Genomic DNA, 25,279 nt, shown 5'->3' on the forward strand with positions numbered 1-25,279 from the left:
TTAATTCACAATTTCGCCAACCAGGCGATGGGGGTTGTAGACGTCGGTGATTTTGACCTGCACCATCTGGTGGATAAAACGCGCATCGGCGGCAATATCCACGACACGGCCGTTGTCGGTTTTCCCGGCCAGCAGGCTAGGATCTTTCCATGACGGGCCGTCAATCAGCACACGTTGCACCGTGCCTAACATGGCGCGACTAATGGCATCGCCATTGGTTTCGTTTTCAGTTTGCAGTTGCTTGAGCCAGGCCGCTTTGTCGGCTTGCGGGGTTTCGTCAGGCAGGTAGCTGGCTGGCGTGCCCGGGCGCGGGCTATACAAAAAGCTAAAGCTGTAATCAAAGCCCACGTCGCGCATGAGTTTGAGCGTCGCCTGAAAGTCCTTTTCGGTTTCGCCCGGGAAACCGACAATGATGTCGCTGGTAATCGTTAATTGCGGGTTGGCGGCTTTGAGTTTTCGGATCAGGCCTTTGTATTGCAATGCCGTGTAGTTGCGTTTCATCGCCATCAAAATACGGTCGCTGCCAGCTTGGACTGGTAAATGTAATTGATTCGCCAGTTTGGGCACATTGGCATGGCAGGCAATCAGGCGCTCGTTCATCTCGTTGGGATGGCTAGTGGTATAGCGGATGCGCTCGATTTGCGGAATCTCGGCCACCGTTTCAATCAGCATGGCCAGGTCGGCCTCTATGCCTTGATACTGCACGCGGTAGGCGTTGACGTTTTGTCCCAGCAGCGTGATTTCTTTGACGCCTTGTTCAGCCAGTTGGATGGCTTCGGTCAGGATGTCTTCAAATGGGCGCGAGAACTCCTCGCCACGGGTGTAAGGCACCACGCAAAAGCTGCAATATTTGCTGCAGCCTTCCATGATGCTTAAAAAAGCAGTCGCGCCTTCGATGCGTGGTGGCGGCAAGTGGTCAAACTTTTCAATCTCGGGGAAAGTGATGTCGACTTGCGGCTTGTTTTCGGTCTGTTTGGCTTTAATCAGGTCTGGCAGGCGATGCAGGGTTTGCGGGCCGAAAACCACGTCCACATAAGGTGCGCGTTTGATAATGGCGTCGCCTTCCTGGCTGGCCACGCAACCACCGACGCCAATCACCAGGTTGGGGTTTTTCTCTTTGAGCGGAATCATGCGGCCCAGATGACTGAATACTTTTTCTTCAGCTTTTTCGCGTACCGAGCAGGTGTTGAGCAGGATGACATCGGCTTCTTCCATATTGTCGGTCTGGGTCATGCCGTCATGCTCACGCATCAAGTCCACCATGCGTGACGCATCGTATTCGTTCATCTGGCAACCAAACGATTTAATGAATATCTTTTTACCGCTGTCCTGCTTCATTGCACGCTAAATTTCTCACAAAAACAGTATTTTAGCGTATTTGCAGATGAAACCCCAGCGCGCTTGGCGACTGCGGTAAAATAGGCATCTTTCAATTGAGCGTTGTTTCATGCAAGCCTTACCGATTTTTTTCAATATTGCGCAACGCCTGTGTATCGTCATTGGCGGCGGTGATGTGGCGACACGCAAGGTGCTGATGCTGCGCAAGGCGCAAGGTCAGGTGACGGTGATTTCACCTGTTTTGTGTGATGAATTGCGCGTGTTGTTTGAGCAGGGCGAGATTCAGTATGTGCAGGCTGAGTTTCAGCCTGAGCAACTGACCAGTGCTTGCCTGGTGATTGCAGCCACCGATGATGAGGCTGTGAATGAAGCTGTGTCTGTTGCCGCCAAACGCTTGAATATCCCGGTCAATGTGGTCGATGCGCCTGCATTATGTACGTTTACCATGGGCTCTATCATAGACCGTAGCCCGGTAGTGATTGCGGTCTCCAGTGAAGGCAATGCGCCGGTATTGGCGCGGCATATCCGCAGCAAGATTGAAACCATGTTACCTGCGGCCTACGGCCGGATTGCGGCGATTGCAGGTGAGTTTCGCGAGCAGGTCAAAGCCAAATTCAGCAATATGCCTGCCCGCCGCCGTTTTTGGGAGGATGTGCTTAACGGGCCCTTGGTTGAGCGCGTATTGTCTGGTCAGGAGCAGGCGGCGCGTGAGTTGTTGGGCGAGTTGTTGAGCCAAAGCGAAGATGCGCCCACACGCGGCGAAGTGTATCTGGTGGGCGGCGGCCCTGGGGATCCTGATTTGTTAACGTTCAGGGCCTTACGCCTGATGCAGCAATGCGATGTTTGTGTCTATGACAAACTCGTCAGCAAAGAGGTGATGGAGTTGGTGCGCCGTGATGCGGAGCTGATTTATGTCGGTAAATCACGCGACCAGCATACGTTGCCGCAAGAGGAAATTAACCAGTTGCTGGCCAGGTTGGCGCTGGAGGGCAAGCGTGTATTGCGCCTCAAAGGCGGTGACCCGTTTATTTTTGGCCGCGGTGGCGAAGAGATTGAAACCCTGATGCAGCGCGGTGTGCCGTTCCAAGTGGTGCCCGGCATCACAGCCGCCAATGGCGTGTCGAGTTATGCGGGTATTCCGCTCACACACAGGGATTATGCGCAAGCCTGTTTGTTTATTACCGGCCACCTCAAAGACGGCACCATAGACCTGGATTGGCAAGCCATGGCACGCCCGAGGCAGACGGTGGTGATTTACATGGGCTTGGTGGGGCTGGAGCAGATCTGTGCCAAACTGATTGCGCAAGGCGTGCCGCCTGAGATGCCTGCAGCGGTGATTCAGCAAGGCACGACGCAGAAGCAACGTGTGGTGGAATCGACCTTGAAAAACCTGGCAGCTGATGTGGCTGCAGCCGGGTTGAAGCCACCGAGCCTGACCATTATTGGTGAAGTTGTGCAGCTACGCTCACGTTTGAACTGGTTTACGCCAGACGGCGAATAAATCAGGCGTTAGGTAAGATTGGGAGTGATAATCTGGCTTCCAGGCCGCCTTCGCTACGGTTAAGGAGCGCCAACTGGCCGCCATGCAGGGTAGCAATGCGGTTGCAAATCGCCAGCCCCAAGCCGCTGCCGCCTTCATATTTGTTGCGGGCGCTGTCCATGCGTTCAAACGGGCGCAACAAACGCTCCGCGTGCTCGGGCGGGATGCCGGGGCCGTTGTCGAGCACACTGATGACGATCTTGTCTGCCATGACTTGGCTGCGTACTTCCACTTTGCCTTTGCCGTAGTTGTAGGCATTGCCGACCAGGTTGTCGAGCAAGCGCTGCATGGCCAGCGGCCGGATAGGAATAAAATATTTAGGCCCCAGGGATACTTTTAACTCACGTCCTGCACGGCGTTGACGCTCAGCCAGCGCATGTAACAAGTCGTTGATGTCCATCATACGGGTGGGCTCACCTTCCACGCCTCGCACAAAATCCAGGAACTGGTGAATGATATTGTCCATGTCGGAAATATCTTCAATCATGCCGTGTTTCATATAGTCAGCATCAGGCGGCAACATTTCTACCGCCAGCCGCAAGCGTGCCAAAGGCGTACGGATATCATGCGACACCCCCGCCAATAACAAGGTGCGCTCGGCATCTAGTCGCGCCAGTGATTCGGCCATTTCGTTAAAAGTATGCGTCACTTCGCGCAACTCCTCCACGCTGTCTTCCGGCAGTTTGGGCGCTGGTTCGCCATTGCGCAAACGCTGGGCTGCATGCACCAGCATAGTGAGTGGGCGATTAATGCGCGCAGTCAGCAGGTAGGCGCCGACCAGTGACAGCAAGCCCACCACGGCAGCCCAGCCCAGCCAATGCCAGGGGAAAGGGCGGTCAACCTGGATTTTGGGAATCACCACCCAGAAGTCATCCTGGCCGACATTAAAGCTGATCCAGAGGCCGGGAATGTCGTAATGATTGACGGTGATAATGGTTTCTTCACCCAGGCGCTCACGGATTTTTTGCGCGACCAGGTTGATAAACGGGTCTAGCGGCAGCGGCTCAATGTCTTCGAGGAAGTCTGCCGCATAAACGCGCACGCCTTCACGGCCGGACAGTTCTGATAGCAAGGCCAGGCGCCGATTTTCATGGGAGGCAATGAGCGAGGCGCGGGTGTAGTTGACGATGGTGACTGCCTGCAAGGCAGCCGCTGTTGCGCGTGGTTCGCGGTCAAAATAATCAAAGATTTTGAGCGAGGCATAGATACTGACGGCCAACAAAATGGCAATCAGTAACATGATGCGGGACAGCAGTCGGCGAGGCAGTAAGCGCACGTGAATGAGGCTTAGGCAAGGCGCTTATTGCGGCGCTTCGCCATCTGGAATAAACACATAACCAAAGCCCCACATGGTTTGCAGGTAGCGTGGATGTGCCGGATCTGGCTCGATAATGCGGCGCAAGCGTGATACTTGCACATCAATACTGCGGTCGAATACATCCAGTTCGCGGCCACGTGCCAGTTGCATCAGGCGGTCACGCGACAAGGGCTGGCGCGGATGCTCGGTAAATACTTTTAATAAGGTGAATTCGCCACTGGTAATGGTGATCGGTGCGCCATTCTTAGTCAGGCTGCGTGTGTTGATGTCAAACACAAATTCACCAAACTGGAACGCAGCACTTTTTTCTTCAACCGCCTGTTTAGGGGTGATTTCATGGCGACGCAATACGGCATTAATCCTGGCCAGTAATTCACGTGGATTAAACGGTTTAGGCAGGTAGTCGTCAGCCCCCATTTCCAGGCCAACGATGCGGTCAACTTCATCGCCACGTGCGGTCAGCATGATAATCGGCGTCATATGGTTGGCACCCCGCAGGCGGCGGCAAATGGCCAGGCCATCTTCGCCAGGCAACATCAGGTCTAGAATCAGCAGGTCAAAGCTTTCGGCAGACATGGCTTTGTCCAGCTCTTTGCCATCGGAAACGGATTTGATATTGAATCCCTGTTCAGTCAGGTAGCGCTGTAAAAGTTCGCGCATACGCAAATCATCATCAACCATCAATATTTTTTTTAACTGTTCTGCCATACGTACCTTTTTACACAGAAGCGTGCGTTTTGTTAACGCGTCTGGCCGTGATCAGGATGACCTGACAGCAAATGCTAAAACGGCTCAGCCATAAAACTTATCTTTATTATTATACTCCAAGCAGTATCTTGCATGAAGTGGGGTGGTTACAACTTGGTTACAAATAGCGCGGGGGATGAAATATTGCATTTACAATCCTGTTGCAAGATGACTGCCTGAAATTGACAGTAATGGCGATGAAAGAATCGCTATTTTTTGTTAAATCAGTTGATGCCGCGACCAGAGTTGCGTTATGTTAGGCAGCCTGATTTTAAAGTCAGGCAATATCTGTCATGTTAATCGTGCTTGGTTCTACTTGAAAAAAGTGTTTTTCAAAAGCTTGTGTTTCAAAAAGCTTTAAGTGAAGCAAGAATTAGTGAAACAAGAATGAAGGTATTACGTTTGGATGTGGATGTGTAAAGCGAACAAACATTTGAAAGAGGTTTTTTTGCTAACAACGACCATGTTGCTGGCATCGCCTGTGTCTGCCGACCTTAAGTTACCTATTCGGCTGACGGATAATCGCATGGTCGATAATGATGATGCGGGCCTCTCCAAAACCCTGGAACATAATTTCAGTCCTGAAGACCGTGCGCGTTTGCGCAAGGCACTGTCTGATTATGCCCGTAACACCGACCCTGATCACCAACTCATGCTGCAAAAGCGCAAGGTGATGCACGACAGTATTTCCCAGCGATTTAATGAGTGTAACCGCGACAACGATGACTCGCTGGATCGCGAAGAAGCCACGCTCTGTTTGCCGCAGGTCGCGCGACACTTCTCTTACGTTGATCTTGATGGCAATGGCGTCATCACTCTGGATGAGCTGGAAAATGCATATGCGCAGATGGTGGAGCGGCAGCGCGAAGCTGAGGCGAAAACTCAGGCACAGCAAGCCATCGTGTCTGATTCCGATAACGATAAATCAAAAAATAAATCAAAACCTGCTTCTGCAGTGATTCCTGCCAACAGTACGGTGAACTCCACCGGCAAAGACGTTTCGGTCATACGCAAACGCCCTAGCTAACAATATTCTGGCTAAGCCGCTGTTCTATGTCTATCTACATGCCAACCTCAGCCCCGGCGTGTCTTTTTTCTTATCTGCGTCTCATCGGTGCTTAACGCCATATGGATATCAGCCAATTATCGTTTGTCTGGTATCGCGGCTTAAAGGATATCCCCGCCGTGGCCTGGCAGGCATTGGCCGGATCTCACCCTATGCTGGATTACCGGTTTTTGCGGGCATTCGAGTTGTCGGCAGCCGTGGATCATCAAACGGGCTGGATTCCCTATCATTTAGCCGTGTTTAATGGCGAGCAACTGCTTGCTGTGGCGCCTTGTTATATTAAAACTCACTCCTATGGCGAATATGTGTTTGACTGGTCATGGGCCGATGCTTATGAACAGGCGGGCGGCCAATATTATCCCAAGCTGATTTCAGCCATTCCTTTCTCGCCGGTCACCGGGCCCAGGCTGTTAATCCACCCTGATTGCGCTGAGCCGCAGGTTTTGGCAACGGCGATGTTGTCGCAAATGCGTGACGTCTGTCAGGCACAGGCCTGGTCGGGGCTGCATGTGTTGTTCCCGGATACGACTTCGGCACATGCATGCGCCGAAGCAGATGGCTTGCGTCGGCATGGCGTGCAGTTTCGCTGGGAGAATCCTTGTTACGCCGATTGGGAGGCTTTTTTAGCCGCGCTCAGCCGCGACAAACGTAAAAAAATACGTCAGGAGCGCAACAAGGTCGCCCAGCAAGGCGTGCATTGCCGCGTACTGAGCGGGCATGACGTCAGCCCGGCAGAGCTCGCGTTGTTGTATCAATGCTATTGCAATACCTATCACCGGCATGGCAGCAGCCCTTATTTATCATTGGCATTCTTTGAGCAAATCAGCCGTGACATGCCTGAACAGTTCAGGCTGTTTATTGCTGCACAAGATGGTGAAGATGTCGCAGCCAGTGTCTGTATTTGGGGTGATGACACCTTGTATGGCCGTTATTGGGGCAGCCTGCGCGATATTTCGTGCCTGCATTTCGAGTTATGTTACTACCAGCCGCAACTGTTCTGTATCAGCCACGGCATCCGCTATTTTGAAGGTGGCGCACAAGGCATACACAAACTGGCACGCGGTTTCACCCCTTACACGACCTGCTCTTATCACTGGCTAAGCCACCCCGATTTTCACCAGAGCGTGGCACGCTTTTTGGCTCGCGAAGCGAGCACCATGCAGGACTATGTGGATGAGCTGGAGGAGCGTAGTCCTTATAAAGCTTAATTGGCCGCCGATGAACGCAGATGCACGCCGATAAAGGCGCATTGGTTTTAGCCGCAGATAAGTAGGTAAACAGGGAGGGCAATTTTGGCAAGCTGCTTAAGAGCAATGACGTTGGCACTGCTTATGGGCCCCATCTGCCGCGCCGAGTAGCGCAGGCGAAGTGGGTGTATTCGGCCATCGGCTGTCCGAGTTCCGCAACAAGCCATGCTTTGTGTGGCTTGTCAGGGCGAGTTTCGATGGACGCCCGCTTTGACGAGCAACGCAGGAATCAAGCGGAAGCTGGGGTGCATTTCTTTTGGTTACTTATTCTTTGTGCAAGCAAAGAAAAGTAACTCGCCTACAGGCGAAAGGCAATATCACTCACAACAAATCACCAAGGAATCCTTTTCCCATCATAAGCAATAAACTCCCCCGATTGCGCACTGTTTAACCCCTCAATCACCAGCCGTAACCCACGCACACTGGTTCCCGTATCAATCAATCCATTCGGCCCACCCATATCCGTACGCACCCAGCCCGGGTGCAAAGCTGCCACCTTGATATTGAATTCGCGCAGGTCTAGCGCCAGGCTTTTTACCACCATATTCAAGGCAGTTTTGCTGCTGCGGTAAATATATTCCCCTCCGCTGCCATTGTCTTCTATGCTGCCCATTTTGCTGGTCATGGCGATCAATTTCGCCTGGTTGGCACGGCGTAGTTGCGGTAAAAAGGCTTCTGCAAGATAGTAAGTGGTGAGTGTATTGACCTGAAATGCGTGTAACCAGGCCTGTGGGTCGGTTTTACCGAATGCGCTGTCAGGGTAAGTGCCCGCATTGCTGATGAGAATATCGATTGTGAGTGCCGATAACTGCCCCGCCAGATCACGAATGGCGCTCACATCGCTTACGTCCAGCGCCAATACCTGGATGTTCGTGTGTTTGGCCGCCAATTGTTGCAGCGCGGTTGCCTTGGCCGGGTCGCGCACGGTGGCATATACCTGTTGACCGCTTTCGGCATATTGTTTGACATATTCCAACCCAATACCACGGTTGGCACCTGTGATTAAAATCGTTTGTGTCGTCATTATTTGCCTCGTTTTCTTGAATCCATTGAATCTGGGATATGATTGAATTTTACGCTGGTTTATTTGCCGGGGTGGTATTTTTGCAATTGCAACGGAGTGTTGAGTGGATGGGTGTGAGTCATCGTTTGAGTCAGGTGCGTGTCTGGATTGGGTTGTGTTGCATGTTGCTGGTCACACAGGCGATGGCGGGCGCTGTTGATGTCAGTAAAAGAATTCCGCTCAGGCCTTCTTTATTAAAGCCAGAAGATGTTGCGGTGGTTTACAACATTAATGATGCGCAGAGTGAAGAAATTGCCCGCTATTATTTGCAAGCAAGGCAAGTACCTGCAGAAAACCTGATTGGCGTGGAGCTGCCCAGGCATGCCAAGGATGCATTGACCGTGCCGGAGTTTGAGTCGTTAAAGGCGCAACTGGATGCCAAGCTGGGCAATCAGCAAGTATTGTTGCTGGTGTGGCGCACGCCGTTTGCGGTGCAGTGCAACAGCATCACCAGCGCGCTGACCTTGGGGCTGGATTTAAACCAGTGCCGCAAAACCTGTGACCCCGGCCGTGATAGCCCTTATTTCAATAGCCTGTCATTGCGGCCCTGGGCAGATCATCATCTCCGCTTATCCATGCTGTTGCCGATTAGCAGCGTAGATGCCGCCAAGGCCTTGATTGACCGTGGTGTGCTGAGCGAATTTAGCTTAAATGACGCCGATGGTTACTTCCTCAAAACGCGCGATGCTGCGCGTTCCAAGCCGCGTGAGCCATTTTTCCCGCAAGATGGCATGACCATTAAATCCAAAAAACTCACCCTGCATACCTTGAGCCAGGAGTCGATTGAAAACCAGGGTTCGGTGATGTTTTATTTCACCGGGCAGAAGCAGGTGGATTTTATGCTCACCAATACATATTTGCCTGGTGCGATTGCTGATCACCTGACCTCAAGCGGTGGTGTGCTGGCGAGTTACAACGGCCAGATGCCAGCGTCGCGCTGGCTGGATGCTGGCGTCACGGGCAGTTATGGTACGGTTTCCGAACCCTGTAATTACTGGCAAAAATTTCCTAACCCGCAAATTGTGATGGCGCATTACCTGTCAGGTGAAACCTTGATTGAGGCCTATTGGAAAAGCGTGAAATGGCCGATGCAAGGTGTATTTGTCGGCGAGCCGCTGGCCAAGCCCTATGCCAGAAGTGCCCCGGTCATGGCTGAGTAACTGGTATGAAGGCCTCTGGGCGGCTGTCATCATCCTGTCATTGCCTGCGCGCAGATGTGTCGTATAATCGCCGACATTGATGTGTTGAGAATGGCTTGTGCAAGATATTCGTTGGAAAGCGTTCTGGAGCCTGCTGTTTTGGGCGTTTTGCTGCCTGATGGTTGGCTGGTTCTGCGGTGCGGAAACAGCCTGGCTATTATTTACAGTTGGTGCATTGGCCTATCTGGCTGCGCATATTTACTGGATTCACCGTCTGTATCAGTGGGCACTTAAACCCAGCCTTAATTTTATGCCTAACGGCAAAGGCATCTGGGAAGACATTTTTGCCAATCTCTATCATGAAATGCGCCGTCATTCGCGCAGCCAAAGCCAACTGAGTAGCACGCTGGAGCGGCTGCGTCATGCCACCAGTGCATTGCCGGATGGTGTGGTGGTGCTCAACAACCGTAACGAAATTGAATGGTTTAACGAACCCGCGATTCAACGATTAGGCTTAAAGCGCCATCATGATGAAAATCAGCCAATTTATTACTTGCTGCGGCAAGCCGAGTTTGTCACCTATTTGCAGGCAGAAGATTACAGCGAGCCGCTGAAACTCAAGTCCTGGCGCAGCCCGGACGTGACGCTGGAATTACAGATTATTCCGTTTGCCAGCAAGCAGCGTTTGCTGATCTGCCGCGATGTGTCTGCCATTGAAAAAACTGAGGTCATGCGCCGCGATTTTATTGCCAATGTGTCGCATGAGTTGCGCACGCCGCTGACGGTCATTGGCGGCTTCCTCGAAACCATTAGCGACATGCAAGGTGAGGTCTCGCCGGATATCCAGCCTTATTTCGACATGATGCAGTCACAAACGACGCGCATGCGCCGCATTATTGAAGACTTGCTGACCTTGTCGCGCCTGGAAAATAACGTCACGCTCAAAGACGAAACCGATATTGCCATGCCTGCCTTGCTCAATCAGTTGCAGAAAGATGCGCAGGCGCTGAGTCAGGGCCAGCATACGGTGACCCTGCATATGGAAACCGAGGTCAATATTCGTGGCAGCTACAATGAGCTATTAAGTGCCTTGAGTAACCTGACCAGCAACGCGGTACGCTACACCCCGGCGCAAGGCCGTATCGATATTTACTGGCAAATGCGCGGTGAAGATGCCGTATTCAGCGTGCAGGATACCGGCATTGGTATCGAGTCACATCATTTGCCGCGCTTAACTGAACGCTTTTACCGTGTCGACAGTGGCCGCAGTCGTGATACTGGTGGCACCGGTTTGGGCTTGTCTATCGTCAAGCATATTTTGCACCACCACCAGGCCAGCTTGCAGGTTGAAAGTGAGCCAGGGCAAGGTAGTCGCTTCCAGATTGTGTTTCCGGCCCAGCGGGTATTGCCTGCATGAGATGTTCCGGCTGGTGGGTGATCATTTTATTGCTGGCCGGATGCAGCACGACACCGGATGGCGGTTATGTAGATTCACCTAACGGGCGGCCGGTGCCGGTGCGGCAAGATCGCAATACCTTGCATCAACTGGCCAAGACTGACCTCGACCGCCTGGCCGATATTGAATATAGTGAAAATATCAGCACCTTGCGCTTGCTGATGCTCAAAATGTACAAGCGCAACCCGGCCGAAGCGCAAAAATCAGGGCTGGGGTCGCCAGAGCAAATTGCCAGCTATGTGTTTGAGCAAACAGGCGTGCATCACTGGCAGTTAGATGCCTTAGGTGGTGCGCAAGACACTGCGGCGATTAAACTCGCACTCAATGCGCAATATAGTGGCGATCGCGTGTTGGCGCTGGTGGTTGGCATTCAGTCCATGCTGTTCCGCGCCCACGGCAATAAATCAGCTTTTTTCCTGACCGACAGCATAGAGCCGCAAAGTTTGTATAATGCGGCCAGGAATATTGAAATTGCGGTATGGAAGCTGACCAATGCCAGAAATGCGCAAGGTGAGTTATTGCTGCTCACCAACAGCCAGCCCGGCGAGGTGCAAAATCTTAGTTTTGAGCGCGAGTTCAGCAAGTTGATTGCCCGCACCGATTTACTGGCGCTGACCCTGGCTGAAAAATCGCAACGCTTTATTTCGCGCCTGACACAAAGTATTACCACGGCGCCTTTTCTCCCTTTTAGATAAATTGAATCATGCAACAAGCACTGACCTTACTTAATGGCTTAACGCCCGCCGAATTTATGGCGGAATACTGGCAAAAAAAGCCATTGTTAATTCGTGGCGCAATGCCGGGTTTTGAGGGGTTACTCGATCCTGAAACGTTAGCTGGGATTGCCTGCGATAGCGAGGTGCCCGCCAGGTTGATACAGTTCGATCCTGCACGTGCGCAACATGGCGATGGTTGGCAGGTCAGGCAAGGCCCTTTTGACGACGAAGATTTTACCGCCTTGCCCGCACAGCATTGGACCTTGCTGGTGCAGGGCATGAACCATATATTGCCTGAGGCACAAGCCTTGTTGTCGCAGTTTAACTTTATCCCGACCGCCAGGCTGGATGACGTCATGGTCAGTTACGCGCCGACTGGCGGTGGCGTTGGGCCACATATTGATAGCTATGATGTGTTCTTGCTGCAAGGGGCGGGTAAGCGTCGCTGGCGCATCAGCCAGCAAACCGACTTACGCTTGATTCCTGATGCACCCTTACGCATCCTGTCGCATTTTGTCAGTGAGCAGGAGTGGGTGCTGGAGCCTGGTGACATGCTTTATCTGCCGCCCAACGTGGCACACTGGGGCATCGCCGAAGATGATGATTGCATGACGTATTCGATAGGTTTCCGCGCGCCAGCTGCCCGGGAACTGGCGGTCGAGTTTCTCGAGGCATGCCGCCAGGATAGCCTGCCGGACGAGTTATATCGCGACCCTCAATTGCAGCCTGTGGCAGATGCTGCCGCGGTAGATGCTGACATGGTTGACAATGTGGCCGCCATGTTGCGCCGTTTACCGTGGCAAACTGAACAATTAGGGCCTTTTTTGGCCAAGTATTTTTCTGAACCCAAGGCATATGTGGTTTTTTCGCCTAATCGTAAACTTAGCCTGGACAAGTTTACGCAGCGAGTGGCACAGCATGGGGTGGTGATGGACTTGCAAACGCAGATGCTGCATTGGCAAGGGCAATATTTTATCAATGGTGAGGCAGTGGCTGCGCCTGTCGAAGCCGCGTCCTTGCTCAATGTATTGGCCAATCAGCGTCAGTTGGCAGCCACTTTGTGCCAGGTCCCGACGGTCACTTGCCTGTTGCCGTGGCTGCATGACATGTACCTCTCAGGTTATGTGCATTTGGCGGAAAATGCGGCTTAATTGCATTGGTCACAAATGATTCAGGCTGGTTTTTTGTCAAAAAAACACAGGGATGTTGTTCTTGCACAAAAAAATCCTTTGTTTTTCACTGGATTTACGTTCTTTTTTTAATAAATTACTGATACAATTTTTTTACTCGGCTGGTTCTGCGTTTAGGGGATTGACCGTACATAATTTTTTGCTCATACATACTAAGGAAATAAAGATGACACGTTCTGCATTGTTGGCTGCATTGTTGGCTTTGGCTTTGACTGCTTGTGGTGAAAAACCAGCTGAAGAAGCGCCTGCTGCTGAGGCACCTGCTGCTGAAGCTCCAGCTGCTGAAGCTCCAGCTGAGGCACCTGCTGCTGAAGCCGCTCCTGCTGAAGCTGCTCCAGCTGAAGCTGCACCTGCTGAAGCTGCTCCAGCTGAAGAAGCTAAGTAATTCAGACTTGAGTAATCTGGTTTTAATTAGATCTGGTTTACTTAAAAGATTCACTTAAAATCCAAGCTTGCTTAGATGTAGAAAAGCCGACGAAAGTCGGCTTTTTTATTTGTGCTGTAATCACAGCTAAAAATGGTGGCCTGTCAGGCGGCGCTTTTGAGGGGGGTTAACTCATTTGCAATCTGGCAAATACGGATAAAGTCTTCTGCGACCAATGCCGCTCCGCCAATCAATCCGCCATCGACATCCGGCATGCTGAGTAATTGCGCAGCATTGCCAGGGTTCATGCTGCCGCCATATAACAAGGAAATCTCTTCCGCAGCCTGTGCATCCAGCAATTCAATATGGCCGCGGATAAAAGACAGAATAGCTTGTGCATGTTGCGGCGTGGCGGCCTTGCCCGTGCCGATGGCCCATACCGGCTCGTAGGCGATCACGCCTTTTGATAAGGCTTGTATTCCCACATGTGCAATGACCGGGTTTAGTTGCCGCACCACCACCAGATCAGTTTCGCCCTGTTCATATTCATCCAGCGTTTCACCAATACACAATATAGGTGTCAGCCCGGCTTTTAAGGCAGCCTCAAAACGTTCGCCACAGGTTTCATCGCTATCATGGCCGCGCTGTCTACGCTCAGAATGGCCAATAATCACATACGTGCAGCCAAACTCTTTCAGCATCAGGGGTGACACCGAGCCGGTGTAAGCGCCTTTTTCGTAGCGACTCATATTTTGTCCGCCCCAGCTGATATGGCTGTTTTGCAGCACTTGCTGTGCTTGGTACAAATAAGGGTGTGGCGGACACACCGCATAACGGGCGCGGTGATGCCGTGTCTGTTGCAACAGGCTTTGCATGAATTGCTGATTGTCTGGCAAGTTGCCGTGCATTTTGCGGTTGGCAACCACCAGCTTGGGGCGATTTGTCATCACACCGTTTCCTTTGAGGGTTTTCTTTCTATAATGACGGATATTCTACAGAAAACTTGACCTTATGCCCGCATTAGATTTTTCCTTACAACTGGCTTCGGACGCCGCCGATATTCCTGCGGCTGCGCAATTTAAGCGCTGGGTGCGCAGCGCGTTACGCGTAGAAACCAGCCTGACCATCCGGATAGTGGATGAAGAAGAGGGGCGGCAGTTAAACGCCGCATATCGCGGCCGAGATTATGCAACCAATGTGCTGACTTTTCCCTTAACTGAAGAGCCTGTGCTCATGGGCGATATTGTGATTTGTGCGCCCGTGGTCGCCAAAGAAGCTGTTGAGCAGGACAAGCCGCTGCTTGCGCATTATGCACACATGACCGTGCATGGCGTGCTGCATCTGCATGGCTATGACCATGAAGTCGATGCGCAGGCTGAGTTGATGGAGGCGATGGAAATCGCCGTCATGCAAAAGCTGGGTTTTGTGAATCCTTATGCAGAATAACCTTTAACCCCAGGCGGCAAATCGTTACAATCCTTGCATGGAGTTTACCACTCACAGTCCTGTCAAAATCAAAGGCGAGCCGCTGTCGGCGTTGCCGCAGGATTTGTATATTCCACCGGACGCACTGGAAGTCTACCTGGAGACCTTTGAAGGCCCGCTGGACTTGTTGTTATACCTGATTCGCAAGCACAATCTGGATATCCTGGATATTCCCATGGCCGACCTGACGGTGCAGTACATGGCTTATGTCGATAAGATGAAGGCGGTCAACTTAGAGTTGGCAGCCGAGTATTTATTGATGTCTGCCATGCTGATTGAGATCAAGTCGCGCATGTTGCTGCCCAAGCCAACCGAGGTGGAGGAGGAAGAGGATCCGCGTGCGGAACTGGTCAGGCGCCTGATGGAGTACGAGGCGATCAAACTGGCTGCCCAGCGGCTGGATGCCATGCCGAAAGTGGGCGAAGAGATTGATGTGGCGGCGGCGTATTATCAGCAGATCAGCCTGGTGAAGCCGCCGGAAGTGAGCCTGGACGACCTGGTGGAGGCCTGGCGCAATGTGCTCAAACGCGCCAAATTGAATCAGCATCACAAACTGGGGCGTGCCGAGTTGTCTGTGCGCGAGCATATGAGTTTGCTGTTGCGCAGGCTGAGTGCCGTGCAGGTGCTGCGGTTTGATGAGTTGTTCGACCTTGAAACCGAAGGCGTGCCCAAGCTGGTAGTCAATTTTCTGGCCATGCTGGAACTAGCTAAGGAAGGTCTGGTGAGGATTACGCAGCAAGAGGCCTTTGGTACTATTTATGTGCAAGCCAATAGTGCGGGTTAAGAGGCAGACGCATGCGTGAACCGGACAGTATTGGAGAAATGAAGCGTATTCTGGAGGCCGCGTTGCTGACATCGCCACAGCCGCTGGCGCTTGATGATTTGCTCAAGTTATTTGCCGGGCGCATGGAGCGCGCGACACTGCGTATGCTGCTGGATGAGTTAAAAGCGGACTGGGTGGAAAAAACACTGGATCTGGTGCAGGTGGCTAGTGGTTACCGCTTTCAGGCCAAGGCTGAGTATAGTGAGTATTTGTCGCGTTTAAACCCTGAGCGGCAGCCCAAGTATTCGCGGGCGGTGATGGAGACGCTGGCGATTATTGCTTACAGGCAGCCAGTCACGCGCGGGGATATTGAGCAAATTCGCGGCGTGGCGGTGAATCCGAATGTGATCCGCCAGTTGCAGGAGCGTGACTGGATAGACGTGGTCGGGCAACGTGAAGTGCCGGGTCGGCCGTCACTATATGCCACTACTAAACATTTTTTGGATGACTTGAATTTGCGCTCACTGGCAGAGTTGCCGCCGTTTGAGGCATTTGCGCAAACAGAAATCCCGCTGGAGTAAGACACATCATGCAAGCCTCACTGCTTAGAATCAGAATCAATCATGCAGGTAACACCGCACTTGGGCCAGGCAAGATCGAGCTGCTGCAACATATTGCACAGCAGGGTTCAATCTCTGCGGCCGCCAAGCAGATGCGCATGTCTTATCGCCGTGCCTGGGAGTTGGTTGATGTGATGAATCGCTGTTTTGACCAGGCGGTGGTGGTGAGTACGGCGGGCGGTTCGCATGGTGGCGGCGCGCAAGTGACCGAGTTCGGCCAGGCGCTGATAGACGCTTATCAGCAGATTTTACAAAAATCGGCGCAAGCGGCTGCGGACGAATTGCATTTAATTACACGGCATTTGAAGAAAGACTGATTTTTTTAACCATCGTAATGTATATATGGGTATAACGATGGTAGCATCGCAGATGTGTCATGAATGGATAACTGGGTGATCGTAATGAAAAAATGGATGTGGCTGTGTTTGTGCCTGATCAGCGTATTGGCGCAAGCAGAAGACAAGAAAATCAAGGTATTTGCAGCGGCCAGTTTGACCGATGTGATGAACGTACTGGTCAAACAGTATGGCCAGCAAACGGGTGTGCAGGTGGTGCCAGTGTATGGCGGCTCGGGCACCTTGGCCAAGCAGTTGGAGCAGGGGGCGCCGGGCGATTTGTTTATTTCAGCTGATGAAAAGTGGATGCAATACCTGAAGGATAAACAACTGGTACAGGTGTCAACGATCAAGCCATGGCTGGGTAACCGCCTGGTGATGATTACGCCACAAAACAAACCGTTAACGATCAAGGCTGACGCTAATGTAGATGTGAATCAGCAAGCCCCAGGCTATTGGTGCACGGGCGATACCCTGTCGGTGCCGGTGGGGATTTATGCCAAACAGTCACTGACCGCTCTGGGCTGGTGGGACAAGTTGAAAACCCGCCTGGTCAGCACACAGGACGTGCGAGCCACGCTGAGCCTGGTCGAGCGCGATGAGTGCGATGTCGGCATTGTGTATGCCAGCGATGCGCAATCGTCCAGCAAGGTTAAAGTTGCTGGCGAGTTTGCTGAAAATAGTCATGTGCCGATTATTTACCCGATGGCGTTGTTGCCGCAGGCGGCGGCAGAGACGGGGGCGTTTTATCGTTACCTGCAATCCGCAGAAGCTAAAAAGCTGTTATTCTCCTACGGCTTCAAACCCTTGTTTAACGATTAATCTGCCTATTGCTGTGAACGGTTATGTGGACGTTGTCTCCCGCTGAACTCGACATTGTCTTGTTGTCACTGAAGGTGGCTGCCTGCTGCGTGCTGGTGTTATTGCTACCAGCCATAGCCATGGCTTGGTTGCTGGCCAGAAAACGCTTCTGGGGGCATGCGTTGCTTGATGCGCTGGTGCATCTACCTATGGTGCTGCCGCCAGTTGTGTTGGGCTATATGTTGCTGGTGTTGCTGGGGCGGCGCGGCTGGATTGGCAGTTGGCTGTATGAGCAGTTCCACATTCAGCTGACTTTTCACTGGTGGGGCGCGGTGATCGCCTCTGCGGTGATGGCGTTTCCGCTGATGGTACGCGCGATCCGCCAGGCGCTGATGCAGGTCAACCCAATGTTTGAGCAAGCAGCGCAGACCTTAGGTGCTACGCCCGTCAAAACATTTTTTACCATTACCTTGCCACTTTCTTATCACGGCGTGCTCACCGGCGGCATTTTGGCGTTTAGCCGTAGCCTGGGTGAGTTTGGTGCCACCATCACCTTTGCCGGTAACCTCGAAGGTGAAACGCGCACCTTGCCATTGGCGATTTATAGCCTGACCCAGTCGCCCGAAGGCGATGCTGCTGCCTTGCGGCTGGTGATATTGAGCGTGCTGGTCTCTGTGGTGGCCTTGCTGGCCAGCCAGTGGCTGGAGCGCCGCCTAATCAGGAGTCAGCGCTGATGTTTAGTGTCGATATCCAGATTCATCAGCCTTATGCGGCAACCAGCCCGTTTGATTTGCAGGCGCGCTTTGATTTACCCGCTGGGCGTTGCTTAGGCATCATGGGCGCTTCAGGTTGCGGAAAAACAACCTTGTTGCATAGTATTGCCGGGTTGTTGATGCCGTCTGCTGGCGTCATCCGCAGTGGGGATAGCCTATGGTTTGATCATAAGCAGGCGATTCAATTACCGCCATGGCAGCGCCCAGTTGGTTTGGTGTTCCAGGATGGCCGCCTGTTTCCACATATGAGTGTAGAGCAGAATTTACGCTATGGCATGCCCGCAGACCTGGCCAGAATAGTGCTGCCCGAGGTGGTGGATATCCTTGCCATTCAGTCCTTGCTCAAACGTAAACCCAGCCAATTGTCTGGGGGGGAGAAACAACGGGTGGCTATCGGCCGTGCTTTATTGCGCCAGCCATCGGTGCTGTTGATGGATGAGCCATTGAGTGGTCTGGACGATCAGCTCAAGCAACAGGTATTGCCTTATATCAAGCAGGTGATCGCAACGTTTGGTTTGCCAACGTTGTACGTCAGCCATGTAGGGGATGAGGTGGCAGAGGTTGCCGATGAGGTATTAACGCTGGCGCAAGGACAACTGCGCCAGGCCAAGTAAAGCTGCTTGTTAGGTAAGCAGCTTACTACTTAGTGGTGATGACCACCTGCACCATGCACGTGCTGGTGAGAGATTTCTTCCTGGTTTGCTGAGCGTACGCTGGCGATCGTTGCTGTAAACAGCAAACGTTGACCTGCCCAAGGATGGTTGCCGTCAACCACGACTTTGCCGTCTGCAATGTCAGTAATGGTGTACAAAATCACGTCGCCGGTTTCGTCTTCACCTTCAAACTGCATGCCTACTTTGAGGTCTTTGCTTGGGAATGCGCTGGCTGGTTCAATTTGCACCAATGCATCATCATATTCGCCAAAGGCATCTTCCGGGTCCAGGCTGACTTCTACCACGTCACCCACGTTTTTGCCGTGCATGGCTTCTTCCACTTTAGGGAAAATGTTGTCATAACCGCCATGCAGATAGGCAACCGGATCCTTGCTTTCTTCCAAGGTGTCGCCATCGCTATTTTGCAGTTTATAGGTCATGGTGACCACGGTGTTCATCGCTACTTGCATGTCTAAAGTCCTAAAGTTCTTTGATAAACCAGTATTCTAAAGGATATTGTCAGCATGTGTCATTCTTGCCGACGATAATATTGTCCGTAAATCTTTCGCCATTGCCAGGGCGGCAGTGGCTGGGCGTCTTGCCATAGGCCTAGGCCCTGTTGCTGCGCCTGGTGTTGTAGCGCATCCAGCTCAAAACGTTTTGAATAACGTGCGTTAAACCAGGCCATGCCTAGCGCAATTTGTGCTTGGCTGGCGTCAGTGTTGTTGCAATACAAATGACCTAGTGTTCTGCCGTAAAGGTCACGGCCTTGCAGTTGGACGGAGATATTGGCGTGTTCGCAGAGTTGTTTCAGGCTGCGCCTGGACTGGATGCCGAAGGCCTGTTGCCGCTCGGGGGCGTCTATATCCAGCAGACGTAGGTGGTAGGTGAGGCCGTTGTCACGAATAATGACCGTGTCACCATCAATCACGTTGACCAGCGCAGGTGCTGCATGGGCATAAACGCTTGCCAGCAGCAGGCTAACTGGCAGCCAGGTTTTGATCATGGCACACTAATCCAGCAAGCTGGTGTAGTTGTCTGGCGTGAGCACGCTGGGGATCGCCTCTGGCAACAAGTCGGGGTAGTCTTTGCTGAAATGCAAGCCGCGACTCTCATGGCGCTCAATGGCGCATCGTACAATCAGCTCGGCTACTTGTAACAGGTTACGTAGCTCGATGAGGTCGTGGCTCACTTTGAAGTTGCTGTAAAACTCACCCACTTCGTCGCGCAACATGTGGATGCGATGCAAGGCGCGGCTCAGGCGTTTGGTGGTGCGCACAATGCCGACATAGTTCCACATAAAACGGCGTAACTCATCCCAGGTGTGGGTAATGAGTACTTCTTCGTCGGCGTCAGTGACGCGGCTTTCATCCCAGTCAGGCAATGAAATGGTTGGCTGCAAGCCTTGCGCCTCTATATCCAGCGCGCAGCTTTGGCTAAAGGCCAGGCATTCCAGCAATGAGTTGCTCGCCAGGCGGTTCGCCCCGTGCAGGCCGGTGCAAGCTGTTTCGCCAATCGCATACAAGCAATCAATGTCGGTGCGGCCATGCATGTCCGTCATCACGCCGCCACAGGTATAGTGCGCGGCAGGCACCACGGGAATCGGCTGCTTGGTGATATCAATGCCCAATTGCAGGCAGCGTTGATAAATATTGGGGAAATGCGATTGAATAAATTCGGCGGGTTTGTGGCTGATATCCAGGTAAACGCAATCCAGGCCGCGTTTTTTCATTTCGAAGTCGATCGCGCGTGCGACGACATCCCGTGGCGCCAGTTCAGCGCGTTCGTCATGCCACGGCATAAAGCGCGTGCCATCAGGCAGTAATAGCAGGCCGCCTTCGCCACGCAACACTTCAGAGATTAAAAACGATTTGGCATGTGGGTGGTAGAGGCAGGTCGGGTGAAACTGCACAAACTCCATATTTGCCACGCGGCAACCTGCCCGCCAGGCCATGGCGATGCCATCACCGGTGCTGATGTCCGGGTTGGTGGTGTATAAGTAAACTTTGCCCGCGCCACCGGTAGCCGTGACCGTGTATTGTGCAGACAGTGTGATTACTTTGCCGGTCTGGTTGTTGAGCACGTAGGCGCCCAGGCAGCGGTTGGGACCGTCACTGGCAGTTTGCTTGAACAGTTTGTGCGTGGTGATCAAGTCAACCGCGATATGGTGTTCAAGGATGGTAATGTTTGGATGCTCGCGCACGAGATCAGTTAAAGTGGTTTGCACGGCTTGGCCAGTGGCGTCGGCCACATGCACCACGCGCCTGTGGCTATGGCCACCTTCGCGGGTCAGGTGCAGGCGATCATCGTCGGCTTCACGTGTGAAATTGACGCCTTGCTCTAATAACCACTCAATACTGGCGCGGCCATTGGTGACCACCATGCGCGTCACTTCGCTATCGCATAGCCCGGCGCCTGCATCTAAAGTGTCTTTAATATGTGCTTCTATCGAGTCTTCACTGTTGTGTACAGCGGCAATGCCGCCTTGCGCCCAGTTGCTGGCACTCAAGGTGAGTTCGCGCTTGCTTAAGATGCATACCCGGTGTTGATCGGCTAAACGTAACGCCAGCGATTGACCCGCCAGCCCGCTGCCAATAATCAGGACATCAAACACTTTATTCATATTGTTTTGAGATCAATGGAACTTTGAAGGGAATGCAGGGTCACATAATTGTCTGTATTGCGTGTTGCAGTGGCAGGCAAAAATAAGGGATGAGACGATGTTACACACAGCAAATTTAGAGGCGTTAACGCGCACCGGGTTCGTCGAAAATAACACAAAAGCGTATACTACTCCCAATCATAAAATTACCCAAGGGAGTCATCGCGATATGACTGTTCAGGCGGCGAACGCCAAACAGCAAGAGAATAAAGAGTTTGACCAGATGCTGGTTGAGCGCGCTCAGCAAGGCGATAAACGCGCCTTTGGATTGTTGGTAGAAAAATACCATCGTAAGCTTGGCCGCTTGTTGTCGCGCATGATTCGTGACCAGGCAGAGGTCGAAGATGTGGTGCAGGAGTCGTTTATCAAGGCTTATCGTGCATTGCACAGCTTTCGTGGTGATAGCGCGTTTTATACCTGGTTGTACCGGATTGGTATTAACACGGCCAAAAATTACCTGGTGTCTTTGGGGCGCAAGCCACAGGTGATGCAGGATGTGGAAATCGAAGATGTAGAAAACTTCGATGAAGGCGATGACATGCGTACGATGGAGACGCCTGAGACCTCGCTGATGACAAAAGAAATTGCGCAAACGGTGAACGATGCGATTGCCGCATTGCCTGAGGAATTGCGTACTGCCATTACCTTGCGCGAGTTGGAAGGCTTGAGTTATGAAGACATTGCAAACGTGATGCAGTGTCCGATTGGTACCGTACGTTCACGTATTTTTAGGGCGCGCGAAACGATTGCAGCAAAGCTGAGACCATTGCTGGATACGCCTCAGCATAAACGTTGGTAATCGCGCGATAATTGCTATAAAACGTAGGCTACTAAACGGTAGCGGGTGTGTAGGTGTTATGACAAATTTTTTGTTAAATGCTAACATAAAAACATTGATTGACTTGGGGTTATTATGAAGCAGCAATTATCTGCATTGGTCGACGGTGAAGTCGATGTTGAACGCTGCGAACATATTTTTCTCGCAGCCAAATCTACGGGCGAAGTTGCCCAGGCCTGGCGTGACTATCATGTGATTCGTGATGTGCTTCGTGAAGAGTGCTGGGTAGAGTCTGATATGACCAGCCGCATTATGGCGCAGCTGGATGATGAGCCAACCATGTTGGTGCCGCAAGCAGTCACCGTCTCTGACAAAGTGACCCATATCCGCCCGCGTTTCAGTAAATATAGCTGGTCCATTGCCGCTTCCGTGGCTGCCGCTTTCTTTGTCGGGATGTTCGTGCTCAATCAGCCTGAAGTCGCAGCACCAACCCAAATTGCGGATAACGACACCGACCAGTATGTCGTTGCGCATCACAACTATGCGCCCAATAGTGCCACTTATTACATGCACAATGTAGCTTACAACGCTGGCGAATAACCTTACTGTCGTTACTGTATGTCTCCTAAGAATGATTTCCTGCGGGCGCTTCTGCCTGTCTTGTGTCTGGCTGCGATCAGCCAGCCAGCATTTGCCGAAGAAGACCTCTGGGCAACTATGCAGAAAACCGCTTCTGCTGCCCGCGAGTTAAATTACCAGGGCCTGTTTGTGTATCACAATGGGGCGATGATACGCTCGGTGCAGATTACCCATATTTATGAAGGCGGGCGCGAGTTTACCCGCAATGTGGTGCTGGATGGCAGGCCACGCGAAGTCTTCAGTGAAGGCGATGATATCGTCATCTTCAATGCCAAAAATGACAAGGTCGTGATCGAGAAACGCCGTGGCCAAAATCTGTTTCCGGCCATGTTGCCCACACAGTTATACCCCCTCAAGCAAAATTACAAGCTGAAATTTGTCGGCCAGGAGCGCATTGCCGGACGGCTGGCGCAAGTCATAGACATGGTGCCGAATGACAATCTGCGTTATCAGTATCGCATCTGGTCGGATGCCGAATATGGCTTGTTGCTCAAGATGAGCATGCTTGATATGCAGGGCCACACGCTGGAACAGATAGGTTTTAACCAGGTGGCGATGCTGCACACCAAGGATTTGGACTGGTTTCAGCCCAAGATTGATGCGACCAAACCATATGTCATGGATGACACCACTGATTTGACGCATACCGTGGATAACCTAGTGGTGGCAAACTTGCCCACGGGCTACAAAAAAGTCGATCAAATCCAGTTGCGAGTGCCCGGCAGGACAGCGCCGGTGCAACAGTTGATTTTCTCTGATGGCCTGGCATCCGTGTCGCTATTTGTGGAACCCATGGTCAAAGGCATGCAGCCCCGCGTTGGTAAGAAAACCATGGGGTCAACCAATGTTTATGCGCATGTATTGAATGGCTACCAGTTGGTCGTGGTCGGCGAAGTGCCTGCGCAAACGGTTGAACAAATCGCACAGCAGGTGACGTTTAAAAAATAATGTTCATGCCTGGTGAACAATCATTCAGCCAGTTCAATGACATGGTGCGCATCCAATCTCTCCGCAACTTGTATTTCTCCGCAGCGTCGCCATGTAATGATGGTGACGCTTTCAAGTGTCAATATTCCCGTGCTGCATTTAGCAGGATGGCGTGAACGATTTTTTTAATCATTAAATGGTAGGATAATCATGATGAAACAATGGATTTCTGGCGTGATGTTGGCGTGTGCAATCACCATCGCCATGCCAGTGGTGGCCGTAGAGGCCAAAGACTTGCCGGACTTCACCGAGCTGGCAGAAAAACAAGGGCCTGCGGTGGTCAATATCAGCATTACCTCTGTCGTGCATGGTGGCAATATTGGCTTTCCTGGCATGCCAAATGACGAAAACCTGCAAGAATTTCTGCGTCGCTTTGGTATCCCCGGCATGCCTGGCGGCCAAGGCCAGGACGGTGGTCAGGACTATAAAACGCAGTCATTGGGGTCTGGTTTTATTATCAGTGCTGACGGCTACATTCTCACTAACGCACATGTGGTGAATGAAGCGGATGAAGTGTTGGTCAAGCTGTATGACAAGCGTGAATTCAAGGCAAAAATCATTGGTGCAGATAAGCGTACCGACGTCGCTTTGATCAAGATTGAAGCCACTGGTTTGCCTAAGGTGACTGTTGGCGATCCGAATGCCTTGAAAGTTGGTGAGTGGGTGGCGGCGATTGGCTCGCCTTTCGGCCTTGAAAACACCATGACCGCCGGTATTGTCAGCGCCAAAGGTCGTGCGCTGCCGCAAGAAAACTATGTGCCGTTTATTCAAACGGACGTGGCGATTAACCCTGGTAACTCAGGTGGCCCGTTGTTTAACCTGCGTGGCGAAGTGGTGGGCGTGAACTCGCAGATATACAGCAAGAGTGGCGGCTCCATGGGCTTGTCTTTCAGCATCCCAATTGATGTTGCGATTGATATTTCCAATCAGCTCAAGGCGACTGGCCGCATTGCGCGTGGCTGGTTGGGTATTGGCATTCAGGAGGTTACCAAAGACCTGGCTGATTCGTTTGGCCTCAAGCAAACCAATGGCGCATTGATCGCTGGTATCGAGAAAAACAGTCCAGCAGACAAGGGTGGCTTGGAAGCTGGCGATATTATCCTCAAGTTTGATGGCAAGCCAATTACGACTTCGAGTGATTTGCCGCGCGTGGTGGCGACCACTAAACCGGGTAAAGTCGTGCCGGTGGAGATTGTGCGTAAAGGAGCCAATAAAACCCTGCAACTGGGGGTGGGTGAAATGCCTAGCGAGCAACCAGAAGTGGCCGCATCCAGTAAAGAGCCGGTGAAGCCAGAGGCGAATAAGATTGGCCTGACGTTGCGTGAGCTGACTGCGTTGCAGAAGAAGAAGCTCAATGGTAAAAATGGCCTACTGGTGATTGAAAGTAGCGGTGCAGCGGCACAAGCCGGTATCCGCCGTGGTGATGTCATTCTTGGTTTGAATAACAATGAAAGCCAGAGCGTGGATGCGTTTAACAAACAGATCAATGCTGTGGCTGCAGGTAAAACCGTGGCCGTGCTGGTACAACGAGGTGAAAATACCTTGTACGTACCGATTAAAATCAAGTAATGGTGGTTGTGATATGACAAAAAGACAGGC

The 25,279-nt window shown here is 52.2% G+C and carries 27 protein-coding genes; 19 read left to right on the forward strand and 8 right to left on the reverse strand.

What is annotated here, in order from left to right; genetic code table 11:
* A complete protein-coding gene (gene miaB, locus INP78_RS08010; RefSeq protein WP_194741639.1) occupies nucleotides 1–1,338 on the reverse strand; it encodes a tRNA (N6-isopentenyl adenosine(37)-C2)-methylthiotransferase MiaB in 1,338 nt (445 codons plus the stop codon).
* A 109-nt stretch (nucleotides 1,339–1,447) separates the two neighbouring features.
* Here miaB and cysG point away from each other — a divergent pair, with 109 nt between their 5' ends.
* Entirely contained in the window at nucleotides 1,448–2,839 is a 1,392-nt protein-coding gene (gene cysG, locus INP78_RS08015) for a siroheme synthase CysG (protein ID WP_194741640.1), read from the forward strand.
* Nucleotide 2,840: 1 nt separating this feature from the next.
* Here the strand turns inward: cysG and INP78_RS08020 are convergent, their stop codons facing one another.
* Nucleotides 2,841–4,118, reverse strand: a complete 1,278-nt coding sequence (locus INP78_RS08020) for a sensor histidine kinase (protein ID WP_194741641.1) — start codon at nucleotides 4,116–4,118, stop codon at nucleotides 2,841–2,843.
* A 60-nt stretch (nucleotides 4,119–4,178) separates the two neighbouring features.
* Nucleotides 4,179–4,904, reverse strand: a complete 726-nt coding sequence (gene ompR / locus INP78_RS08025) for a two-component system response regulator OmpR (RefSeq protein WP_194741642.1) — start codon at nucleotides 4,902–4,904, stop codon at nucleotides 4,179–4,181.
* A 487-nt stretch (nucleotides 4,905–5,391) separates the two neighbouring features.
* Between ompR and INP78_RS08030 the strand changes: the two genes are divergently transcribed.
* Nucleotides 5,392–5,970: an EF-hand domain-containing protein gene (locus INP78_RS08030; RefSeq protein ID WP_228522743.1), complete on the forward strand. Its 579-nt coding sequence runs from the start codon at nucleotides 5,392–5,394 to the stop codon at nucleotides 5,968–5,970.
* A gap of 101 nt (nucleotides 5,971–6,071) precedes the next feature.
* Nucleotides 6,072–7,217, forward strand: a complete 1,146-nt coding sequence (locus INP78_RS08035; protein WP_194741644.1) for a GNAT family N-acetyltransferase — start codon at nucleotides 6,072–6,074, stop codon at nucleotides 7,215–7,217.
* 370 nt (nucleotides 7,218–7,587) lie between these two features.
* Here the strand turns inward: INP78_RS08035 and INP78_RS08040 are convergent, their stop codons facing one another.
* On the reverse strand, nucleotides 7,588–8,280 hold the full coding sequence (locus INP78_RS08040) for an SDR family oxidoreductase (RefSeq protein ID WP_194741645.1): 693 nt from the start codon (nucleotides 8,278–8,280) through the stop codon (nucleotides 7,588–7,590).
* 38 nt (nucleotides 8,281–8,318) lie between these two features.
* On the opposite strand from INP78_RS08040, the gene INP78_RS08045 reads away from it, so the two are divergent.
* From INP78_RS08045 to INP78_RS08065, 5 genes are all read left to right on the forward strand, one after another.
* A complete protein-coding gene (locus INP78_RS08045) occupies nucleotides 8,319–9,479 on the forward strand; it encodes a TIGR03790 family protein (RefSeq protein ID WP_228522744.1) in 1,161 nt (386 codons plus the stop codon).
* Nucleotides 9,480–9,576: 97 nt separating this feature from the next.
* On the forward strand, nucleotides 9,577–10,875 hold the full coding sequence (gene phoR, locus INP78_RS08050; RefSeq protein WP_194741646.1) for a phosphate regulon sensor histidine kinase PhoR: 1,299 nt from the start codon (nucleotides 9,577–9,579) through the stop codon (nucleotides 10,873–10,875).
* On the forward strand, nucleotides 10,872–11,609 hold the full coding sequence (locus INP78_RS08055; protein ID WP_194741647.1) for a hypothetical protein: 738 nt from the start codon (nucleotides 10,872–10,874) through the stop codon (nucleotides 11,607–11,609). Before phoR ends, INP78_RS08055 begins: the two co-directional genes overlap by 4 nt.
* An 8-nt stretch (nucleotides 11,610–11,617) precedes the next feature.
* A complete protein-coding gene (locus INP78_RS08060) occupies nucleotides 11,618–12,781 on the forward strand; it encodes a cupin domain-containing protein (RefSeq protein ID WP_194741648.1) in 1,164 nt (387 codons plus the stop codon).
* A gap of 61 nt (nucleotides 12,782–12,842) precedes the next feature.
* Nucleotides 12,843–13,205: a hypothetical protein gene (locus INP78_RS08065; protein WP_194741649.1), complete on the forward strand. Its 363-nt coding sequence runs from the start codon at nucleotides 12,843–12,845 to the stop codon at nucleotides 13,203–13,205.
* 143 nt (nucleotides 13,206–13,348) lie between these two features.
* Here the strand turns inward: INP78_RS08065 and tpiA are convergent, their stop codons facing one another.
* Nucleotides 13,349–14,131: a triose-phosphate isomerase gene (gene tpiA / locus INP78_RS08070; RefSeq protein ID WP_194741650.1), complete on the reverse strand. Its 783-nt coding sequence runs from the start codon at nucleotides 14,129–14,131 to the stop codon at nucleotides 13,349–13,351.
* A 64-nt stretch (nucleotides 14,132–14,195) separates the two neighbouring features.
* Here tpiA and ybeY point away from each other — a divergent pair, with 64 nt between their 5' ends.
* The 7 genes from ybeY (at nucleotide 14,196) to INP78_RS08105 (ending at nucleotide 18,575) form a co-directional block, all read left to right on the forward strand.
* Nucleotides 14,196–14,630 carry an rRNA maturation RNase YbeY gene (ybeY, locus tag INP78_RS08075; RefSeq protein ID WP_194741651.1) on the forward strand — a complete coding sequence of 145 codons (435 nt, stop codon included), beginning with the start codon at nucleotides 14,196–14,198 and terminating at the stop codon, nucleotides 14,628–14,630.
* Nucleotides 14,631–14,667: 37 nt separating this feature from the next.
* On the forward strand, nucleotides 14,668–15,453 hold the full coding sequence (locus INP78_RS08080) for a ScpA family protein (protein WP_194741652.1): 786 nt from the start codon (nucleotides 14,668–14,670) through the stop codon (nucleotides 15,451–15,453).
* Between the two features lie 11 nt (nucleotides 15,454–15,464).
* Nucleotides 15,465–16,013 carry an SMC-Scp complex subunit ScpB gene (scpB, locus tag INP78_RS08085; protein ID WP_194741653.1) on the forward strand — a complete coding sequence of 183 codons (549 nt, stop codon included), beginning with the start codon at nucleotides 15,465–15,467 and terminating at the stop codon, nucleotides 16,011–16,013.
* Between the two features lie 8 nt (nucleotides 16,014–16,021).
* Complete coding sequence (locus INP78_RS08090; RefSeq protein ID WP_194741654.1) at nucleotides 16,022–16,369, forward strand: winged helix-turn-helix domain-containing protein; 348 nt, start codon at nucleotides 16,022–16,024, stop codon at nucleotides 16,367–16,369.
* A gap of 84 nt (nucleotides 16,370–16,453) precedes the next feature.
* Complete coding sequence (gene modA / locus INP78_RS08095) at nucleotides 16,454–17,209, forward strand: molybdate ABC transporter substrate-binding protein (RefSeq protein ID WP_194741655.1); 756 nt, start codon at nucleotides 16,454–16,456, stop codon at nucleotides 17,207–17,209.
* Between the two features lie 23 nt (nucleotides 17,210–17,232).
* Nucleotides 17,233–17,922, forward strand: coding sequence for a molybdate ABC transporter permease subunit (gene modB, locus INP78_RS08100; RefSeq protein WP_194741656.1), 690 nt, complete (start codon nucleotides 17,233–17,235; stop codon nucleotides 17,920–17,922).
* Nucleotides 17,922–18,575 (forward strand): ATP-binding cassette domain-containing protein, encoded by a 654-nt coding sequence (locus INP78_RS08105; protein WP_194741657.1) that lies wholly within the window; start codon nucleotides 17,922–17,924, stop codon nucleotides 18,573–18,575. Before modB ends, INP78_RS08105 begins: the two co-directional genes overlap by 1 nt.
* 29 nt (nucleotides 18,576–18,604) lie before the next feature.
* Here the strand turns inward: INP78_RS08105 and INP78_RS08110 are convergent, their stop codons facing one another.
* Genes INP78_RS08110 through nadB form a run of 3 tightly spaced genes read right to left on the reverse strand, consistent with a single transcriptional unit; the run spans nucleotide 18,605 to nucleotide 21,237 of the window.
* Nucleotides 18,605–19,084 carry a peptidylprolyl isomerase gene (locus INP78_RS08110; protein WP_194741658.1) on the reverse strand — a complete coding sequence of 160 codons (480 nt, stop codon included), beginning with the start codon at nucleotides 19,082–19,084 and terminating at the stop codon, nucleotides 18,605–18,607.
* A 59-nt stretch (nucleotides 19,085–19,143) separates the two neighbouring features.
* A complete protein-coding gene (locus INP78_RS08115) occupies nucleotides 19,144–19,620 on the reverse strand; it encodes a thermonuclease family protein (RefSeq protein WP_194741659.1) in 477 nt (158 codons plus the stop codon).
* A gap of 6 nt (nucleotides 19,621–19,626) precedes the next feature.
* Nucleotides 19,627–21,237 carry an L-aspartate oxidase gene (gene nadB, locus INP78_RS08120; RefSeq protein ID WP_194741660.1) on the reverse strand — a complete coding sequence of 537 codons (1,611 nt, stop codon included), beginning with the start codon at nucleotides 21,235–21,237 and terminating at the stop codon, nucleotides 19,627–19,629.
* Nucleotides 21,238–21,445: 208 nt separating this feature from the next.
* Here nadB and rpoE point away from each other — a divergent pair, with 208 nt between their 5' ends.
* The 4 genes from rpoE to INP78_RS08140 all read left to right on the forward strand — a co-directional run bounded on the left by rpoE (nucleotide 21,446) and on the right by INP78_RS08140 (nucleotide 25,249).
* Nucleotides 21,446–22,075: an RNA polymerase sigma factor RpoE gene (gene rpoE / locus INP78_RS08125; RefSeq protein WP_019883135.1), complete on the forward strand. Its 630-nt coding sequence runs from the start codon at nucleotides 21,446–21,448 to the stop codon at nucleotides 22,073–22,075.
* A gap of 114 nt (nucleotides 22,076–22,189) precedes the next feature.
* On the forward strand, nucleotides 22,190–22,654 hold the full coding sequence (locus INP78_RS08130) for a sigma-E factor negative regulatory protein (protein ID WP_194741661.1): 465 nt from the start codon (nucleotides 22,190–22,192) through the stop codon (nucleotides 22,652–22,654).
* Between the two features lie 18 nt (nucleotides 22,655–22,672).
* Nucleotides 22,673–23,641 (forward strand): MucB/RseB C-terminal domain-containing protein, encoded by a 969-nt coding sequence (locus INP78_RS08135; RefSeq protein WP_194741662.1) that lies wholly within the window; start codon nucleotides 22,673–22,675, stop codon nucleotides 23,639–23,641.
* Between the two features lie 189 nt (nucleotides 23,642–23,830).
* On the forward strand, nucleotides 23,831–25,249 hold the full coding sequence (locus INP78_RS08140; protein WP_194741663.1) for a DegQ family serine endoprotease: 1,419 nt from the start codon (nucleotides 23,831–23,833) through the stop codon (nucleotides 25,247–25,249).
* Nucleotides 25,250–25,279 lie beyond the last annotated feature (30 nt).

Origin of the sequence: Methylophilus sp. 14, assembly GCF_015354345.1 — a bacterium.
GTDB lineage: Bacteria > Pseudomonadota > Gammaproteobacteria > Burkholderiales > Methylophilaceae > Methylophilus.

What these genes read in the sequence shown, in the direction of transcription:
- miaB (WP_194741639.1), bottom strand. Translation starts at nt 1,338, where the DNA reads ATGAAGCAGGACAGCGGTAAAAAGATATTCATTAAATCGTTTGGTTGC.
- cysG (WP_194741640.1), top strand. Translation starts at nt 1,448, where the DNA reads ATGCAAGCCTTACCGATTTTTTTCAATATTGCGCAACGCCTGTGTATC.
- INP78_RS08020 (WP_194741641.1), bottom strand. Translation starts at nt 4,118, where the DNA reads ATGTTACTGATTGCCATTTTGTTGGCCGTCAGTATCTATGCCTCGCTC.
- ompR (WP_194741642.1), bottom strand. Translation starts at nt 4,904, where the DNA reads ATGGCAGAACAGTTAAAAAAAATATTGATGGTTGATGATGATTTGCGT.
- INP78_RS08035 (WP_194741644.1), top strand. Translation starts at nt 6,072, where the DNA reads ATGGATATCAGCCAATTATCGTTTGTCTGGTATCGCGGCTTAAAGGAT.
- INP78_RS08040 (WP_194741645.1), bottom strand. Translation starts at nt 8,280, where the DNA reads ATGACGACACAAACGATTTTAATCACAGGTGCCAACCGTGGTATTGGG.
- INP78_RS08045 (WP_228522744.1), top strand. Translation starts at nt 8,319, where the DNA reads ATGATTGAATTTTACGCTGGTTTATTTGCCGGGGTGGTATTTTTGCAA.
- INP78_RS08055 (WP_194741647.1), top strand. Translation starts at nt 10,872, where the DNA reads ATGAGATGTTCCGGCTGGTGGGTGATCATTTTATTGCTGGCCGGATGC.
- INP78_RS08060 (WP_194741648.1), top strand. Translation starts at nt 11,618, where the DNA reads ATGCAACAAGCACTGACCTTACTTAATGGCTTAACGCCCGCCGAATTT.
- tpiA (WP_194741650.1), bottom strand. Translation starts at nt 14,131, where the DNA reads ATGACAAATCGCCCCAAGCTGGTGGTTGCCAACCGCAAAATGCACGGC.
- ybeY (WP_194741651.1), top strand. Translation starts at nt 14,196, where the DNA reads ATGCCCGCATTAGATTTTTCCTTACAACTGGCTTCGGACGCCGCCGAT.
- INP78_RS08080 (WP_194741652.1), top strand. Translation starts at nt 14,668, where the DNA reads ATGGAGTTTACCACTCACAGTCCTGTCAAAATCAAAGGCGAGCCGCTG.
- scpB (WP_194741653.1), top strand. Translation starts at nt 15,465, where the DNA reads ATGCGTGAACCGGACAGTATTGGAGAAATGAAGCGTATTCTGGAGGCC.
- INP78_RS08090 (WP_194741654.1), top strand. Translation starts at nt 16,022, where the DNA reads ATGCAAGCCTCACTGCTTAGAATCAGAATCAATCATGCAGGTAACACC.
- modA (WP_194741655.1), top strand. Translation starts at nt 16,454, where the DNA reads ATGAAAAAATGGATGTGGCTGTGTTTGTGCCTGATCAGCGTATTGGCG.
- modB (WP_194741656.1), top strand. Translation starts at nt 17,233, where the DNA reads ATGTGGACGTTGTCTCCCGCTGAACTCGACATTGTCTTGTTGTCACTG.
- INP78_RS08105 (WP_194741657.1), top strand. Translation starts at nt 17,922, where the DNA reads ATGTTTAGTGTCGATATCCAGATTCATCAGCCTTATGCGGCAACCAGC.
- INP78_RS08110 (WP_194741658.1), bottom strand. Translation starts at nt 19,084, where the DNA reads ATGCAAGTAGCGATGAACACCGTGGTCACCATGACCTATAAACTGCAA.
- INP78_RS08115 (WP_194741659.1), bottom strand. Translation starts at nt 19,620, where the DNA reads ATGATCAAAACCTGGCTGCCAGTTAGCCTGCTGCTGGCAAGCGTTTAT.
- nadB (WP_194741660.1), bottom strand. Translation starts at nt 21,237, where the DNA reads ATGAATAAAGTGTTTGATGTCCTGATTATTGGCAGCGGGCTGGCGGGT.
- rpoE (WP_019883135.1), top strand. Translation starts at nt 21,446, where the DNA reads ATGACTGTTCAGGCGGCGAACGCCAAACAGCAAGAGAATAAAGAGTTT.
- INP78_RS08130 (WP_194741661.1), top strand. Translation starts at nt 22,190, where the DNA reads ATGAAGCAGCAATTATCTGCATTGGTCGACGGTGAAGTCGATGTTGAA.
- INP78_RS08135 (WP_194741662.1), top strand. Translation starts at nt 22,673, where the DNA reads ATGTCTCCTAAGAATGATTTCCTGCGGGCGCTTCTGCCTGTCTTGTGT.
- INP78_RS08140 (WP_194741663.1), top strand. Translation starts at nt 23,831, where the DNA reads ATGATGAAACAATGGATTTCTGGCGTGATGTTGGCGTGTGCAATCACC.